Source organism: Variovorax sp. F042, from assembly GCF_057814215.1.
Genome location: NZ_JBVASX010000006.1, coordinates 21,151 through 36,587 on the forward strand (window position 1 = coordinate 21,151; position 15,437 = coordinate 36,587).

Here is a 15,437-nt window from a genome sequence, read left to right on the forward strand (position 1 = left end):
AGTCAGTTCACCAGCCAGAGCCCGACGCCCAGCAGGGCCGCGTGCACGCCCAGCGCGACGTACAGCGGCTTGCGCGAAGGCGTCGCCATATCCTGCAGCGTCTCGTGGATGCGGCGCGTGAGCAGCGCGCGCAGCGCCGGGTCTTGCACAGCGCCCTCGCCTGCCACCGGCTCGCCATGCTCCGCGCGACTTTGCTGCCATTCGGCCAGCATCTCGCTCAGCGGTAGCCGGTTGAGCACGAAGCCCACCACCGAACGCACCGCCTTGCCTTCACCCAGCACCGGCGCGAGCTGCTTGCTCAAGGCATCGACCGACAGCCAGTCGGCCGCGCGCTGCAGAGTGCCGTGGGCGCGCGGCATCGCTTCGATGCGCCCGGCAATCGCGCCACCGAGCCTCTGCGACACGGCCTCGCCACGCGCCGCGACCAGATGCTGCATCGCACGCGCGCGCCCTTGCTGCACGCCCAGCATCACGTAGACGACCACGAACAGCAGCAGCAAGACCGCTACCAGCAGCGGCGGCGAGGTGATGAGCGCGACGATGGCGCCGGCTCCACCGGCGCGCGCGGCCGTATTGCCCGGCCCCTGCAACTGGCTCAGATAGAAGAAGAAAACGCCGCCGCCCAGGATGACGCCGAGCAGGCCGCCCTTGATCACGGAACCGGCGAAAGACAAGCCGGCCTTGGCGCCGGTGCGAACGAGAGACGGCTGGCCGACGGGGTCGGATGACATGGAAAAACTCCTCCGTTGATTGACGGCCGCTCTGCTCGACTGCTTGCCGTGCAATCCGGCGGCCTGCCGCGGATCATGCCATCGGCGCCCCACACCATAATCGCGCACCAACCACACGAGGAGGACTTCATGGCCGTCAAATTCCAGAAACCGACCGCGGCATTCGTCGCCGCATCCTGGGCCGCGCTGCTCATCGGCGCCATCGTCTACCTGATCGGGCTGTGGAACGCCTCCATGCAGCTCAACGAGAAGGGCTACTACTTCACCATCCTGATGTACGGCCTGTTCGCCGCCGTGTCGCTGCAGAAGACCGTGCGCGACCGCCTCGAAGGCACCGCCGTCACCGGCATCTACTACGGCCTGTGCTGGATCTCGCTGCTGCTGTCGGTGGCGCTGCTCGCCGTCGGCCTCTTCAACGCCACGCTGGCCGCGAGCGAAAAGGGCTTCTACGCCATGGCCTTCCTGCTGAGCCTGTTCGGCGCTGTGGCCGTGCAGAAGAACGTGCGCGACATCGCCGCGCACAAGAGCGAAATGCCGTCGCTCGACGACTCGCCCGAAGCTAACTGAGCGAGCGAGCCGGCGCTACTCGTTGTCGTTGTAGCCGCTGGCCCCCATCAGCGCCGACAGGCGCGCGGAGATGTTGCCGACGATGCCGCGCACCTGCACCACGTCCGGCGCCGACTTCTGGTCGATGCGCTCGATGTACGGCACGTTGATCGACGCGATCACGTGGTCGGCTGCGCCCATCACCGGGAACGCGATGTTGGTGATGCCGCGCGTCTGCTTGCTCGGCATGGCCGAGTAGCCGCGCTCGCGCACCTCCTGCAGGATGGCGAAGAGCTCGCCCGGGTCCATGTCGAGCTCGCCCTCCACGCCGATGTGGGCGCGCAGCATGCGGGCGCGGTCGATCTCGTCGCGGAAGGCCAGCAGCACGTGGCCTGACGACGTATCCGTCAGCCCCATCACCACCCCCACCTTGAGCCCGAACGACCAGCGCTCGGGGCTCTCGACCTGCGCGATGACGACCACGCGCCCGCCCTGGTACATGGTGAGGTGGCACGACTGGCGCGCCCGGTTGGCCAGCTCGCGCAGCAGCGGCAGCGCCGCACTCACCAGGCTCTTGAGCGGCTGCTGGCGATGCGCCAGTTCGAACATGCGCAGTGTGAGCGTGTAGCGGTCGTTCTCGTCGACCTGCACATAGCCGCGCCGCTGCAGCGTCACCGCCATGCGAAAGATCTCACTGACCTTGCGCCCGACCTTCTGCGCCAGCTCGTTCAGCGTGTAGCCGGTGGCGCTGTCGGCCAGCGCCTCCAGGATGTCCAGCCCCTTCTCGAGCGCCGGCGCGGCATAGCGCAGCGCGCCCTCCCCTTCGGGCGCGGCCTCGTCCTGACTTTGTAGTTCTTCCGGCGCTGGTGCTTGCTTCATTGTTCCCTGCTCAATTCGACCATCCACCGTCGATCATATGGATCGCGCCGGTGGTGAAGGCCGATTCGTCGGAAGCCAGGTACACCACCAGCGCAGCAATTTCTTCCGGTTTGCCGACGCGCCCGAGCGGCTGGCGCGCCACGAAGGCGGCGCGCACCGCGGCTTCGTCGGCGCCGGCCTGCTCGGCCTGGGCCGCGATCCGGTCGCGCAGCGAGGGCGATTCGACCGTGCCCGGGCAGATGGCATTGCAGCGCACGCCCTGCTGGATGAAGTCGGCGGCCACCGCCTTGGTCAGCCCGATGACCGCGGCCTTCGAGGCGCCATAGACGAAGCGGTTCGGCACGCCCTTCACGCTCGACGCGGCCGAGGCCATGTTGATGATCGAGCCGCCGCGCTCCAGCATCGCCGGCAGGAAGGTGCGGATGGTGCAGTACATCGACTTCACATTGAGGTCCATGCTGAAGTCCCAGTCGGCCTCCTCGCAGGCCAGGATGTTGCCGCTGTGCACGAAGCCGGCGCAGTTGAAGAGCACGTCGAGCCGCCCCGCGGTCTGCGCGAAGGCCTGCAGCGCGGCGCTGTCGCGCACGTTGAGCGTGGCGGTCTTCAGGCCCGACAGGCCTTCTTCGCGGGCCAGCGCTGCGAGTTCGGCCAGCGCGGCTTCGTCCACGTCGGTGGCCCATACGGCGGCGCCTTCGCGCGCCAGCGCCAGTGCGCTGGCGCGGCCGATGCCCTTGCCGGCAGCGGTGACGAGGATGTTCTTTCCCTGAACGCGAGAAGTCATTGGCGATGTCCTTTGAGTGAGTGCCGGCGCATATGTGAAATATAAATTTCACTGATGAAATCAAATATACGCGACCCGCAAGCCCTTGCATCCCCTCAAAAACCCGGGATCGGTCACTCAATCATTGGTAAATACCCTTGAATTGGCGCAAACCCCAGCTTCCATTCGAAGGCCTGCTGCTAACCTCATCTGTGAAAAGTAGTTTTACCTAAGAAAACGAGATTCACCCATGGCCCAAGCACCCTCCTCGCTGCTCACCCGACTGCAAGCCTGCTACACGGGCATCCTCCACGACGTGATGCGCGCCGCGGGCCTGCGCGACTTCACGCTGCCGCCCACGCTGCGCCCGCTGATCGCCGGCCAGAAGATGTGCGGGCCGGCCTTCACGGTGAACGGCCGCGTCGACCCGACGGCCGATCCGCACGAGACGCTGATGGCGTGGACCGGTTTTCTCTCGCGCGCCAAGCCCGGCCACATCGCCGTGATCCAGCCGAACGACTCGACGGTGTCGCACATGGGCGAGCTCTCGGCCGAGACGCTGGGCCGCAAGGGCGTGCTGGGCGTGATCGCCGATGGCGGCGTGCGCGACGCCGAATTCATCCTGCAGCAGGGCTTCCAGGTGTGGCACCGCTACTTCACGCCGCGCGACATCGTCGGCTACTGGCTGCCAGACGCGATGGACGTGCCGGTGCGCATCGGCGACGTCACGGTGAACCCCGGCGACCTGCTGCTGGCCGACACCGATGGCGTGATCTGCCTGCCGCTCGCGCAGGCCGAAGCCATCGTTACCGAGGCCGAACACATGATGGGCCGCGAGAACCTCGTGCGCACCGCCATCCTCGCGGGCACCGACCCGCAAGAGGCCTACCTGAAGTACCGCAAGTTCTGAGCGCCGGATGTCGAACCCGCAATCCATCGACGCCCGGCTGGTGCTGCTCTCGCCCGGCGACAACTGCCTGATCGCCTGCACCCGCCTTGCCGCCGGCACGTCCGTGCAGCTCGAAGACGGTGCCGTGACCCTGCCGAAAGAAATCGGCCTGGGCCACAAGCTCGCGCGCCATGCCATTGCGGCCGGCGAGAAGGTGCTGAAGTACGGCGCCGTCATCGGCAGCCTGCGCCTGGCCGTAGAGGCCGGCGAGCACATCCACACGCACAACCTCGACAGCGACTACACGCCCACCTACACGCTGGACGAGGGCGAGACCTTCGTCGGCCACGCCTGAGACGCCCTCCCCGCATGAACGCTCCCAATTTCCAGATCAACGGATTCCCGCGCGCCGACGGCCGCAAGGGCATCCGCAACGTCGTGGTCGTGGCCTACCTCGTCGAGTGCGCGCATCACGTGGCGCGCGAGATCACGCTCAACTTCCGCCAGCAGGACGGTGAATCGGAAGTGCATCTCGTCGGCTTCCCCGGCTGCTACCCGAACGAGTACGCCGAACGCATGATGCAAGCCATTGCCACGCACCCCAACGTGGGCGCGGCGCTGCTGATCTCGCTGGGCTGCGAGAGTATGAACAAGCGCAAGCTCGAAGAGGCCGTTGCCGCATCGGGCCGGCCGGTGCACACGCTCACCATCCAGCAGAAGGGCGGCACGCGCACCACCATCCGCGAAGGCACGCAGTGGGTGCAGTGGGCGCTGGCCGAACTCGCGCAGCAGCAGCGCGTGCCCATGGACCTGAGCGAGCTCGTGGTGGGCACCATCTGCGGCGGCTCCGACGGCACCAGCGGCATCACCGCCAACCCGGCCGTGGGCCGCGCCTTCGACCTGCTGATCGAACAGGACGCGCGCTGCATCTTCGAGGAAACCGGCGAGCTGATCGGCTGCGAGTTCCACATGCAGCGCCGCGCCGCCACGCCGGAGCTCGGCGAGGCCATCGTCGAATGCGTGAACAAGGCCGCGCGCTACTACAGCACCATGGGCCACGGCAGCTTCGCGCCCGGCAACGCCGACGGCGGGCTCTCGACCATCGAGGAAAAATCGCTGGGCGCATATGCGAAGAGCGGCGCCTCGCCCATCAACGGCATCGTGAAGCCGGGCGACGTTCCGCCGCAGGGCGGCCTCTACCTGCTCGATGTGGTGCCCGACGGCGAGCCGCGCTTCGGCTTTCCGAACATCAGCGACAACGCAGAGATCGTCGAACTCATCGCCTGCGGCGCGCACCTCATCCTGTTCACCACGGGCCGCGGCTCTGTGGTGGGCTCTGCCGTGTCGCCCGTCATCAAGGTCTGCGCCAACCCCGACACCTACCGCCAGCTCGGCGAGGACATGGACGTCGATGCCGGCCGCATCCTCGAAGGGCGCGGCACGCTGCAGGAGGTGGGCCAGGAGATCTTCGACGCTGTGCGCAGCGTTGCCGACGGCGCGGCCACCAAGTCCGAGGCGCTGGGACATCGCGAATTCATCCTGACCTACAAGGCCTTCGAACCGCTCGGCCCTTCGTGCCTGCCGCTCGCCAGTATTGCTCGCGCTGCGTGAGCGGCACCCTTCCCTGCTTTCTTCCATTGGACTTCCGGAGCCCAACGCATTGAACTACCAGTTCGACTTCATGCCCGTGCTCGAGCAGTGGCCGCTGCTGCTCGAAGGCGCGTGGACCACCGTGCAGCTGTCCTTCATCGCGACGGTGCTGGGCTTTGCGCTGGGCACGGTCTGCGCACTGGGGCGCAACAGCCGCCACGGCTGGCTGCGACGCCTGACGGGCGGCTACGTGGAAGCCATCCGCAACACACCGCTGCTGATCCAGAGCTACTTCCTCATCTTCGGCCTCTCCAGCGCCGGCGTGACGATGCCGATCATGGTGGGCGCGGTGCTGGCGCTGGTGGTGAACATCGGCGCCTACAGCTGCGAGATCATCCGCGCGGGCATCGAGTCGATCCACAAGGGCCAGCTCGAGGCGGCGCAATGCCTGGGCCTGTCGAAGCTGCAGGTGTTCTGGCACGTGATCCTGCGGCCCGCGGTGGAGCGCGTGTATCCGGCGCTCGCCAGCCAGTTCGTGCTGCTGATGCTGGCCTCCAGCATCATGTCGTCGATCGGCGCGGAAGAGCTCTTCGGCGTGGCCAACCGCATCCAGTCGGACACCTTCCGCAACTTCGAGATCTTCATCGTGCTGTGGGTGGTGTACCTGGCGCTGTCGTACGCCATGCGCCTGGGCTTCTGGCTGCTGGGCATGCTGATCTTCCCGCGCCGGCGCAAGCTGGGCACGCCGCTGTGAGGCGGGCAAAAGAGGTTTCGACATGACCTTCATGCCAATCGATCACTTCGGCTTTTTGTTGATGGGCGCGTGGGGCACGGTACAGCTCTCGGCGCTTGCGTTCGTGGGCGGCGGGCTCATCGGGCTGGCGGTGGCGCTGGCGCGCGTGTCGCCGGTGAAGGCGGTGCGGCGCATTGCGGCGGGCTACATCCAGGTCATCCAGGGCACGCCGCTGCTGGTGCTCATGGGTGTGTGCTTCTTCGGACCCAACATCGCGGGCATCGGCTCGGTGCCGGCGATCGTCGCGGCAGCTCTGGCCATCACCATCTATGCGAGCGCCTTCCTGGGCGAGATCTGGCGCGGCTGCATCCAGTCCGTGCCGCGCAGCCAGTGGGAGGCGGCCGAGTGCCTGGCGCTCACCCGCTGGGAGCGCATGCGCCGCGTGATCCTGCCGCAGGCGCTGCGCATCGCGACGCCGCCCACAGTGGGCTTCCTGGTGCAGATCATCAAGAACACGTCGATCGCGTCGCTGGTGGTCGGCTATGCCGAGCTTTCCTACAACGCCAAGGTGCTGAACAACTCGACGTTCCAGCCCTTCCTGTATTTCGGGTGCGCGGTGGTCCTGTATTTCATTCTTTGTTATCCGCTGTCGCGATGGAGTCGCGCCCTTGAAAGGAAGCTCAATGCAGCCCGTGGTTGAACTCAACGACGTCCACAAGCACTTCGGCAAGCTGCATGTGCTCAAGGGCGTGTCGTTTTCGGTGACGCGCGGGCAGGTGGTCGCCATCATCGGCCAGAGCGGCTCGGGCAAGAGCACCGCGCTGCGCTGCATCGACCGGCTGGAGACCATCGACAGCGGCACCATCCAGTGCTGCGGCCACGCGGTGCACGACCCGGCGCTGAACCTGCGCGACCTGCGCAAGGACGTGGGCATCGTGTTCCAGAGCTACAACCTGTTCCCGCACCTCACGGTGAAGCAGAACATCACGCTCGCGCCGCAGTCGGTGAAGAAGATGAGCGCATCGGAAGCCGGCGCCATCGCCATGGAAGTGCTCGAACGCGTGGGCCTGGCCGAGAAGGCCGACGCCTACCCGGAGCAGCTCTCGGGCGGCCAGCAGCAACGCGTGGCCATCGCGCGATCGCTCGCGATGAAGCCTCAGCTGATGCTGTTCGACGAAGTGACTTCCGCGCTCGACCCGCAGCTCACCGGCGAAGTGCTCAAGGTGATGGAAAAGCTCGCTGCCGAGGGCATGACCATGATCCTCGTCACGCACGAGATGGCGTTCGCGCGCGGCGTGGCCGACAAGGTCATCTACATGCACCAGGGGCTGGTGTGGGAGGAAGGCGACGCCGGCATCCTCAGCGACCCGCAGACGCCCGAGCTGCGCCAGTTCATCGGCACCGGGCTTTGATTTTCTTTTCAGACAACTCCAGGAGACCTTCGATGACTTCTTCCCTCTCGTTCAAGCGCCGCGGCGCGCTGCTGTCCGCGCTCGTGCTGGCACTGCCGCTGGCCTTCGCAAGCGCATCGGCGCACGCCGACCAGCTCGACACCATCACCGCCGCCAAGAAGATCCGCGTGGCCATCGACCTCGCAGTGCCGCCCTACGGCCTGAAGGACGAGAAGCTCAACGCCACCGGCTCCGACGTCGAGACCGCGCGCCTGCTGGCCAAGAGCCTGGGCCTCGAGCTGGAGATCGTGCCCACCACCGGCGCCAACCGCATTCCCTTCCTGCAGACCGACAAGGCCGACATCGTGATCTCCAGCATGTCGGTCACGCCGGAGCGCGAGAAGGTCGTCGACTTCTCTGTGCCCTATGCCGCCATCCTGGCCGTGGTGGGCGCGCCCAAGAGCATGAGCATCACCGGCCCGGCCGACCTGGCGGGCAAGAAAGTGATTGCCACGCGCGGCACCACCAACGACCAGGAAGTGACGAAGATCCTGCCGGCCGGCGCGCAGATCGTGCGCTTCGACGACGACGCCACCTCCATCACCGCCGTGGTGAGCGGACAGGCCGACATCTTCGCGACCGCGCCGCCGCTCTTGAAGACCATCAACGAGAAGAACCCTGCCAAGCAGATGGAGCCGAAGTTCACGATGAAGGTCAACATGCTGGCCATCGGCATGCGCAAGAACGAGCCGCGCCTGAAGGCAAAGCTCGACGAGTTCGTGAAGGCGCAGCTCAAGAGCGGCGAGCTCAACACCATCTACAAGAAATTCCACGGCGCCGACCTGCCGGCCGACGTGACGCGCAACGCGGGCTGAGCACGATGGCGAAGATCGACCAGGTAGAAATCGCGCAGATCGACATTGCGCCCAAGGTCAAGCGCACCGACGCGATCCAGTCCTTCGTGACGCAGGAGACCGTGATGGTCACCGTGCGCTGCGACGACGGCTCGTCGGGCACGGGCTACACGTACACCATCGGCACGGGCGGCTCGTCCATCGTGGCGCTGCTGAACGACCACCTGGTGCCGCGCCTGATCGGGCGCGACCCGCAGCAGTACGAAGCCATCTGGCGCGACCTGTTCTTCCACACGCACGCGACCGCCGTGGGCGCCATCACCAGTCTGGCGCTGGCGGCCATCGACACCGCGCTGTGGGACCGCAACGCGCGCGCGGCGGGCCTGCCGCTGTGGCGGCTGGCCGGTGGTGCGCAGGCGCGCGTGCCGGTCTACACGACCGAGGGCGGCTGGCTGCACATCGAGCCCGCACAACTCGTCGAGCAGACGCTCGCTGCGAAGGCCGACGGCTTTCTCGGCGCGAAGATCAAGGTCGGCAAGCCGCATGTGGCGCAGGACATCGCGCGCCTCTCGGCCGTGCGCGAGGCCGTGGGTGCGGACTTCGAGCTGATGGTCGATGCCAACCAGAGCTTCACCGCGGCAGAGGCCATTCGCCGCGCGCGCCAGTACGCGCCGCTCGACCTGGCATGGTTCGAGGAGCCGATGCCGGCCGAGCACGTGCGCGGGCACGCGCAGCTGCTGGCGAGCACCAGCGTGCCTATCGCGGTGGGCGAATCGATGTACCACCCCTCGCAGTTCGCGGAATACATCCAGCAAGGCGCCTGCTCCATCGTGCAGGCCGACGTGGCGCGCGTGGGCGGCATCACGCCGTGGCTGAAGATTGCGCACCTCGCGGAGGCGCACAACATCGCGATGTGCCCGCACTTCCTGATGGAACTGCACGTGAGCCTGTGCGCGGCCGTGCCGAACGCGCGCTGGGTGGAATACATCCCGCAGCTCGACGACCTCACGACGAGCCGGCTGCGCATCGAAGGCGGCCATGCGGTGGCGCCGGAGACGCCGGGGCTGGGCATCGAGTGGGATGCCGAGCAGCTGAAGGCGCGGCGCAAGTTCACGCCGATCGTGGTGCGCGGCTGAGTCGATCAGTCAGTCTGCTTCGAGCAGGTTGCGCAGCGCCTGCAGGTCGCGGGCGATCCACTGCGCATCGCGCTCGAAGGCCGAATCGTCCATGTGCGGCTGGCGCAGCAGCGTGAACTGCAGCTCGCAGGCGTCCGGCGCAACGCCGATCACGCGAAACGGCAGGTAGACCTCGGGCACGCCTTCGGGCGCGACCCAGTGGTCGAGCACACCGAGATCGTTGCGCGGCGCGAAGCGCATGCGGGCCTCGCCGCTCTCGGGCGTGCGCACGATCCAGTGGTCGCCATGCGGCACCAGCGCGCTCTTGGCGAGGCCGCTGGCCCAGTCGGGCAGGCGCTTCGGATCTGCCGCCAGCACATAGGCGCGGCGCCATTCGCACTGCACGCGCTGAGTGATGACGCGGGACTGCGCGGCGTGGTCTTCATTCGTCGGTTTCATCGAAATCGCTCCTGAGTACCTTGGACACGACGGCGCCCGAAAAACCGCGCGCCATCAGGAATCGCATCTGCTTGGCCCGCTCCTTCGCGTCAGCGGGCGGCGCGTCGAAGCGGTGGCGCCACAGGGCCGTGGCGCGTTCGACTTCTGTCTCTTGCAGGCTGGCCACCGCTTCTGCGATGGCCTCGGGCGCGATGCCCTTGGCCTGCAGCTCCTGCTTCACCCGCAGCGCGCCCGAGCGGGCAGCGCGCTGGTTGAGTACAGAGGCCACCACGCGCGGCTCGCTGATGAAGTCTTTCGCTGCCAGCTCGTCGAGCGCCTTTGCCAGCGTGCCGGGCTCTTCTTCATGCTTTGCCAGTTTGCGTTCCAACTCTGCGCGCGAATGCTCGCGCTGGCTCAGCAGGCGCAGTGCGCGGCCTTTGAGGGACGGGGCGTTGAATGCCATTCGGGGGTCGCTCGCGCGGCCCCCGGGGAGCCGCGCTCTGGCTTATTCGCCCTTGTCGGCCTTCTCGGCCTTGGCAGCCTTCTGCGGCTTCTCTGGCGTGGCGCCGGCATCGGCGGCCAACAGCGGGATGCCCAGCGACTCGCGCACCTTGTTCTCGATCTCGCGCGACAGCTCGGGGTTCTCGCGCAGGAACTCGCGGGCGTTGTCGCGGCCCTGGCCGATCTTCTCGCCGTTGTAGGCGTACCAGGCGCCCGACTTGTCGACGATCTTGGCGGTCACGCCCATGTCGATGATCTCGCCTTCGCGGCTGATGCCTTCGCCGAACAGGATGTCGAACTCCGCCGTCTTGAACGGGGGCGAGACCTTGTTCTTCACCACCTTCACCTTGGTTTCGTTGCCGATGGCCTCGTCGCCCTTCTTGATGGTGCCGATGCGGCGGATGTCCAGGCGCACCGAGGCGTAGAACTTCAGCGCGTTGCCGCCGGTGGTGGTTTCGGGCGAGCCGAACATCACGCCGATCTTCATGCGGATCTGGTTGATGAAGATGACCATGCAGTTGGTCTTCTTGATCGTGGCCGTGAGCTTGCGCAGTGCCTGGCTCATCAGGCGGGCCTGCAGGCCGGGCAGCGAGTCGCCCATTTCGCCTTCGATTTCAGCCTTGGGCGTGAGCGCGGCCACCGAGTCGATGACGATCAGGTCGACGGCGCCGGAGCGCACCAGCGAGTCGACGATTTCAAGGGCCTGCTCGCCGGTGTCGGGCTGGCTGATCAGCAGGTCGGACAGGTTCACGCCGAGCTTCTGGGCGTATTGCACGTCGAGGGCGTGCTCGGCATCGACGAAGGCGCAGGTGCCGGCCTGCTTCTGCATGGCGGCAATGACTTGCAGCGTGAGCGTGGTCTTGCCCGACGATTCCGGGCCGTAGATTTCGATCACGCGGCCGCGCGGCAGGCCGCCGACGCCCAGCGCGATGTCCAGGCCCAGCGAGCCGGTGGAAACCACCTGGATGTCTTCGAGCGCCTCGCCTTCGCCGAGCCGCATGATCGTGCCCTTGCCGAACTGCTTTTCGATCTGTGCCAGCGCGGCTTGCAGCGCCTTGGCTTTTTCACTGTTGGCGACCGAGATGCTTGCGCCCTTGACGACTGCGTCCATGTGGAAACTCCTTGAAAATCAACGGTTTGTGTTGGGTTTCATCCGATCTGCTTTTAACTACAGGCTGGATGCTTGAACAGTAGTGTAGGGGCTGATGGGTTGGCGCAAACCCATTTTTTGGTCAGTTTGCTTTACCATTTGCCACCATGGCTGAAGCCGCTTTCCCGACCGACCCCGATGCCTGGCGCCAGACCCACCTGGGCCGCCTGCTCGGCCACGCCATGCGCCGCTTCGACGAGCGCGTGCTGGAGTTGATGGCGCACGACGTCGACGTGCCGCTGGCGCTGTCGAACCTCGCGGCGCGCGCGCAGGTGAGCGCGGCGCACATCCACATCACGCGGCACCTGGCGCGCGAGGGCTCGCGCCTCACGGAGCTGGCCGAGCGCGCCGGCATGACCAAGCAGGCAATGGGGGCGCTGGTCGACCAGTGCGAAGCCTGGGGGCTGGTCACGCGCGGGCCCGATCCGCTCGATGCGCGGGCGCGGCGCGTGCTCTTCACCGCCGACGGGCTGGCCTGGCTAGACGCCTTCCGCAGCGCGGTGACGCAGGCCGAGAGCGAGTTCCGAAGCAGCGTCGGCGACGAGATCGCCACCGTGGTAACCATCGGACTGGAAGCCTACACAGCGGGCTAGACTCGCCCCAGAGACAAATGTGAACGGCGCCGGTTTGGCGCCCGAACGGGCCGGAGGTGACGCATGCGGATTCTGATTGCCGAAGACGACCAGGTGCTGGCCGATGCCCTGCTGCGCAGCCTGCGCACCTCGGGCGCGGCGGTCGACCACGTGGCGAACGGCTCGCAGGCCGACACCGCGCTCATGACGCACGACGAGTTCGACCTGCTGATCCTCGACCTCGGGCTGCCCAGCCTGCACGGCATCGAGATCCTCAAGCGCCTGCGCGCGCGCGGCTCGCAGCTGCCGGTGCTGGTGCTCACCGCGGCCGACAGCGTCGAGGAACGCGTCAAGGGCCTGGACCACGGCGCCGACGACTACATGGCCAAGCCCTTCAGCCTGCAGGAGCTCGAAGCGCGCGTGCGCGCCCTCACGCGGCGCGGCATGGGCACCACCAGCAACGCGATCCGCCACGGCCCGCTGGTGTACGACCAGGCCGGCCGCGTGGCCACCATCGACGGCAAGATGATCGAGCTGTCGGCGCGCGAACTCGGCCTGCTCGAAGTGCTGCTGCAGCGCGCCGGCCGGCTGGTGAGCAAGGACCAGCTGGTCGACCGGCTGTGCGAATGGGGCGAGGAGGTGAGCCTCAACGCCATCGAGGTCTACATCCACCGCTTGCGCAAGAAGATCGAGAAGGGGCCGGTGCGCATCGCGACGGTGCGCGGGCTGGGCTACTGCCTCGAAAAGATCCAGTGACGACGACGCGGCAGCCGCCACGCGCGGGCGGCGGCACGCCGGAGGACTCGGCGCGATGAAGCTCTTTCAGCGTGCGCAGCGCTCGCTTTTCGGCGAGATCCTCGACTGGATGCTCACGCCGCTGCTGCTGCTGGTGCCGGTGAGCATCGGCGTCACCTGGCTGGTGGCGCAGGGCATTGCCAACGCGCCCTTCGACCGCGCGCTCGAACACAACGTGAAGGCCCTGGCCGAACTGGTGACGGTGAAGGAAGGGCATACGCAGTTCGTGCTGTCGCAATCGGCGCGCGAGATCCTGCGGGCCGACGACGCCGGCCACGTGTACTACCAGCTGCTCGACGGCCACGACACGCTGCTGAGCGGCGAGCGCGACATTCCGATGCCCGGCCTCGACGAGCCGCTGCCGGCCGGCCAGGTGTTCCTGCACAACAGCGCCCTGCATGGCAAGGAAGTGCGCGTGGCCTCGATGTGGATCGCCAGCGGCACCGACGACGTGCCGCCCACGCTGCTGCAGCTGGCCGAGACGCGCGAGAAGCAGTCGGTGCTCGCGGCCGAGATCATCAAGGGCGTGCTGCTGCCGCAGTTCGCCATCCTGCCGCTGGCGGTGCTGCTGATCTGGCTGGCGCTGGTGCGCGGCATCAAGCCGCTGTCGGTGGTGGAGGCGCGCATCCGCGAGCGGCGCCCGGGCGACCTGAGCCCACTCGACGAATCGTCGGTGCCGCTGGAAGTGGTGCCGCTGGTGTCGTCGGTGAATGAACTGCTCGACAAGCTCAACGATTCGATCGGCACGCAGAAGCGCTTTCTGGCCGACGCGGCGCACCAGCTGAAGACGCCGCTCGCGGGCCTGCGCATGCAAGCCGACCTGGCGCAGCGCGAAGGCGCCAATGCCGACGAGCTCAAGCAATCGCTCAAGCAGATCGGCCGCGCGAGCAAGCGCGCCACGCACACGGTGAACCAGCTGCTGTCGCTGGCGCGCGCCGAAGGCAACAGCGCCAATGCGCACCACCAGCCCTGCGATCTGGCGAAGCTCACCATCGAGGTGGTGCGCGAGGCGGTGCCGCGCGCAATCGAGAAGCGCATCGACCTGGGCTACGACGGCGCGGAAGCCGGCGCACCGGGCGTGATGTTCGACGGCAACGCGACGCTGCTGAAAGAGCTGGTGCGCAACCTGGTCGACAACGCGATCAACTACACGCCCTCGACGCCGGAGCGCCCCGGCCTGATCACCGTGCGCGTGCTGGCCGACCCCTTCGGCCACGTGCTGCTGCTGCAGGTGGAGGACAACGGCCCCGGCATCGCCGAGGTCGACCGCGAGCTGGTGTTCGAGCCCTTCTACCGCGTGCTCGGCAACGAGGCCGACGGTTCGGGGCTGGGGCTGCCGATCGTGCTGGAGATTGCGAACCAGCACCGCGCGCAGGTGAAGCTGGAAGATGCGCATCCCGGCAAGCAGCCGCCGGGCGCGCTGTTCACAGTGCGCTTCGAGGGCGAAGCGGCACCTTGATTGATCAGGGGAGTCAGGGCGCGGGCGCGCCCGGCTTCGCTTCCTTGCGGATCTGCAGCCACTCGGGGTGGATCTGGCGCGACATGCGCTGCGGCTCTCGCTCGTTGAGCGCGGCCGGAGCCAGGCCGAAGCCGGCAAGATCGCCGCGCGCCCACAAGAAATAGCCGGCGTTGGCCAGCAGCAGGACGATGAGGAGCAGGCGCAGCTTCATACGTGTCAGAGGGTCATGCCGCGAGGGCGCACGCTCACTTCGTCGCTGGAAATCAGCTGCAGGCCGGCGTCGGTGCGCACCTGCAGCTCGCCGCCCCAGGCCACGCCTTCGCACAGGCCGGCGGTGCCGTCGCTGAGCACCACTTCGCGGCCCCGCAGCACGTCGCGTGCTGCAAAGCGCTCGGCAAAGGACGCGAAGCCCCTGGCCTCGAATTCGAGCACGTTGCGCACCAGCGGCTCGGCCAGTTCGCGCAGCACTTCGGGCGCATTGGCCTCGGGGCGCCACTGGCGCAGCCAGGCCGGCGGCGTACGCATGCCGTCGCCTTCACGCGCGCCGATGTTGATCCCGATGCCGATCACGAGATAGCGCGGCGCATCGGCGCGGCCGGCGGACGGCAGCGCGGTTTCGATGAGGATGCCGACCAGCTTGCAGTCGTTCACCCACACGTCGTTGGGCCACTTGAGGCCGACCTTGTGTGCGCCCGAGGGATCGAGGCTTTCGGCCACGCTGACACCAACGGCGAGCGACAGGCCCGACCAGTCGGCAGGCGCCAGAGGCAGGCCGAGCGAGAAGGTCAGCGAGGCCGACTCTTCCTGTTGTGGCGCGCTCTGCCAGGGCCGCCCGAGACGGCCGCGCCCCGCGGTCTGGCGCTCGGCCACGAGCAGCACGGGCTCGATGCGGCCGGCACGCGCGCGGCGCATCAGCTCGGTGTTGGTGGAATCGATTTCGGCCACGGCCTCGACCGCGAAGCCGGGCAGCAGCGGAGCGACCGACGCGGCGATCCGGTCTTCGAACCAGGCGGCCGAGGTGCTGCTGCTCATGG

General features: G+C 67.4%; 20 protein-coding genes. 12 read left to right on the top strand and 8 right to left on the bottom strand.

What is annotated here, in order from left to right; genetic code table 11:
* Positions 1-2 precede the first annotated feature (2 nt).
* Positions 3-731, bottom strand: coding sequence for a hypothetical protein (locus tag ACZYSP_RS19585; protein ID WP_354336597.1), 729 nt, complete (start codon positions 729-731; stop codon positions 3-5).
* Positions 732-860: 129 nt separating this feature from the next.
* On the opposite strand from ACZYSP_RS19585, the gene yiaA reads away from it, so the two are divergent.
* Positions 861-1,298: an inner membrane protein YiaA gene (yiaA, locus tag ACZYSP_RS19590; protein ID WP_093076293.1), complete on the top strand. Its 438-nt coding sequence runs from the start codon at positions 861-863 to the stop codon at positions 1,296-1,298.
* A gap of 15 nt (positions 1,299-1,313) precedes the next feature.
* On the opposite strand, the gene ACZYSP_RS19595 is transcribed toward yiaA, so the two are convergent.
* Together ACZYSP_RS19595 and ACZYSP_RS19600 are read right to left on the bottom strand one after the other, a co-directional pair.
* A complete protein-coding gene (locus tag ACZYSP_RS19595; RefSeq protein ID WP_097197623.1) occupies positions 1,314-2,156 on the bottom strand; it encodes an IclR family transcriptional regulator in 843 nt (280 codons plus the stop codon).
* 10 nt (positions 2,157-2,166) lie between these two features.
* The gene (locus ACZYSP_RS19600) at positions 2,167-2,937 is read right to left on the bottom strand and encodes an SDR family oxidoreductase (protein WP_489016016.1); all 771 of its coding nucleotides are present in this window, start codon (positions 2,935-2,937) and stop codon (positions 2,167-2,169) included.
* A 229-nt stretch (positions 2,938-3,166) separates the two neighbouring features.
* On the opposite strand from ACZYSP_RS19600, the gene ACZYSP_RS19605 reads away from it, so the two are divergent.
* From ACZYSP_RS19605 to ACZYSP_RS19640, 8 genes are read left to right on the top strand one after another with little or no spacing between them, the layout of a single operon-like run.
* On the top strand, positions 3,167-3,826 hold the full coding sequence (locus ACZYSP_RS19605) for an RraA family protein (protein WP_093055222.1): 660 nt from the start codon (positions 3,167-3,169) through the stop codon (positions 3,824-3,826).
* Between the two features lie 7 nt (positions 3,827-3,833).
* Positions 3,834-4,160 (top strand): UxaA family hydrolase, encoded by a 327-nt coding sequence (locus tag ACZYSP_RS19610; protein WP_489016018.1) that lies wholly within the window; start codon positions 3,834-3,836, stop codon positions 4,158-4,160.
* A gap of 14 nt (positions 4,161-4,174) precedes the next feature.
* On the top strand, positions 4,175-5,416 hold the full coding sequence (locus ACZYSP_RS19615; RefSeq protein WP_093055218.1) for a UxaA family hydrolase: 1,242 nt from the start codon (positions 4,175-4,177) through the stop codon (positions 5,414-5,416).
* A gap of 49 nt (positions 5,417-5,465) precedes the next feature.
* Positions 5,466-6,149, top strand: a complete 684-nt coding sequence (locus tag ACZYSP_RS19620) for an amino acid ABC transporter permease (protein WP_097197622.1) — start codon at positions 5,466-5,468, stop codon at positions 6,147-6,149.
* Positions 6,150-6,171: 22 nt separating this feature from the next.
* A complete protein-coding gene (locus ACZYSP_RS19625; RefSeq protein WP_371127368.1) occupies positions 6,172-6,828 on the top strand; it encodes an amino acid ABC transporter permease in 657 nt (218 codons plus the stop codon).
* Positions 6,812-7,540, top strand: coding sequence for an amino acid ABC transporter ATP-binding protein (locus tag ACZYSP_RS19630; protein WP_093076300.1), 729 nt, complete (start codon positions 6,812-6,814; stop codon positions 7,538-7,540). Before ACZYSP_RS19625 ends, ACZYSP_RS19630 begins: the two co-directional genes overlap by 17 nt.
* Before the next feature lie 32 nt (positions 7,541-7,572).
* Positions 7,573-8,394 carry a transporter substrate-binding domain-containing protein gene (locus ACZYSP_RS19635; protein WP_489016021.1) on the top strand — a complete coding sequence of 274 codons (822 nt, stop codon included), beginning with the start codon at positions 7,573-7,575 and terminating at the stop codon, positions 8,392-8,394.
* 5 nt (positions 8,395-8,399) lie between these two features.
* Complete coding sequence (locus tag ACZYSP_RS19640; RefSeq protein ID WP_489016023.1) at positions 8,400-9,509, top strand: mandelate racemase/muconate lactonizing enzyme family protein; 1,110 nt, start codon at positions 8,400-8,402, stop codon at positions 9,507-9,509.
* A 9-nt stretch (positions 9,510-9,518) separates the two neighbouring features.
* Here ACZYSP_RS19640 and ACZYSP_RS19645 read toward each other — a convergent pair whose 3' ends face one another.
* From ACZYSP_RS19645 to recA, 3 genes are read right to left on the bottom strand one after another with little or no spacing between them, the layout of a single operon-like run.
* Entirely contained in the window at positions 9,519-9,947 is a 429-nt protein-coding gene (locus ACZYSP_RS19645) for a polyketide cyclase (RefSeq protein ID WP_093076305.1), read from the bottom strand.
* The gene (gene recX / locus ACZYSP_RS19650) at positions 9,931-10,389 is read right to left on the bottom strand and encodes a recombination regulator RecX (RefSeq protein WP_097197619.1); all 459 of its coding nucleotides are present in this window, start codon (positions 10,387-10,389) and stop codon (positions 9,931-9,933) included. Before recX ends, ACZYSP_RS19645 begins: the two co-directional genes overlap by 17 nt.
* Before the next feature lie 42 nt (positions 10,390-10,431).
* Positions 10,432-11,538 (bottom strand): recombinase RecA, encoded by a 1,107-nt coding sequence (recA, locus tag ACZYSP_RS19655; protein WP_093055204.1) that lies wholly within the window; start codon positions 11,536-11,538, stop codon positions 10,432-10,434.
* 146 nt (positions 11,539-11,684) lie between these two features.
* Here recA and ACZYSP_RS19660 point away from each other — a divergent pair, with 146 nt between their 5' ends.
* The 3 genes from ACZYSP_RS19660 to ACZYSP_RS19670 all read left to right on the top strand — a co-directional run bounded on the left by ACZYSP_RS19660 (position 11,685) and on the right by ACZYSP_RS19670 (position 14,403).
* Positions 11,685-12,170: a MarR family winged helix-turn-helix transcriptional regulator gene (locus tag ACZYSP_RS19660; RefSeq protein ID WP_093055202.1), complete on the top strand. Its 486-nt coding sequence runs from the start codon at positions 11,685-11,687 to the stop codon at positions 12,168-12,170.
* Between the two features lie 63 nt (positions 12,171-12,233).
* Positions 12,234-12,905 (top strand): response regulator transcription factor, encoded by a 672-nt coding sequence (locus tag ACZYSP_RS19665; RefSeq protein ID WP_093055200.1) that lies wholly within the window; start codon positions 12,234-12,236, stop codon positions 12,903-12,905.
* 55 nt (positions 12,906-12,960) lie between these two features.
* Positions 12,961-14,403, top strand: a complete 1,443-nt coding sequence (locus ACZYSP_RS19670) for a sensor histidine kinase (RefSeq protein WP_093055198.1) — start codon at positions 12,961-12,963, stop codon at positions 14,401-14,403.
* A gap of 13 nt (positions 14,404-14,416) precedes the next feature.
* Here ACZYSP_RS19670 and ACZYSP_RS19675 read toward each other — a convergent pair whose 3' ends face one another.
* Together ACZYSP_RS19675 and ACZYSP_RS19680 are read right to left on the bottom strand one after the other, a co-directional pair.
* Positions 14,417-14,614 (bottom strand): sporulation protein, encoded by a 198-nt coding sequence (locus ACZYSP_RS19675; protein ID WP_093055196.1) that lies wholly within the window; start codon positions 14,612-14,614, stop codon positions 14,417-14,419.
* A 5-nt stretch (positions 14,615-14,619) separates the two neighbouring features.
* A complete protein-coding gene (locus tag ACZYSP_RS19680; protein WP_489016028.1) occupies positions 14,620-15,435 on the bottom strand; it encodes a biotin--[acetyl-CoA-carboxylase] ligase in 816 nt (271 codons plus the stop codon).
* Between the last annotated feature and the right edge of the window lie 2 nt (positions 15,436-15,437).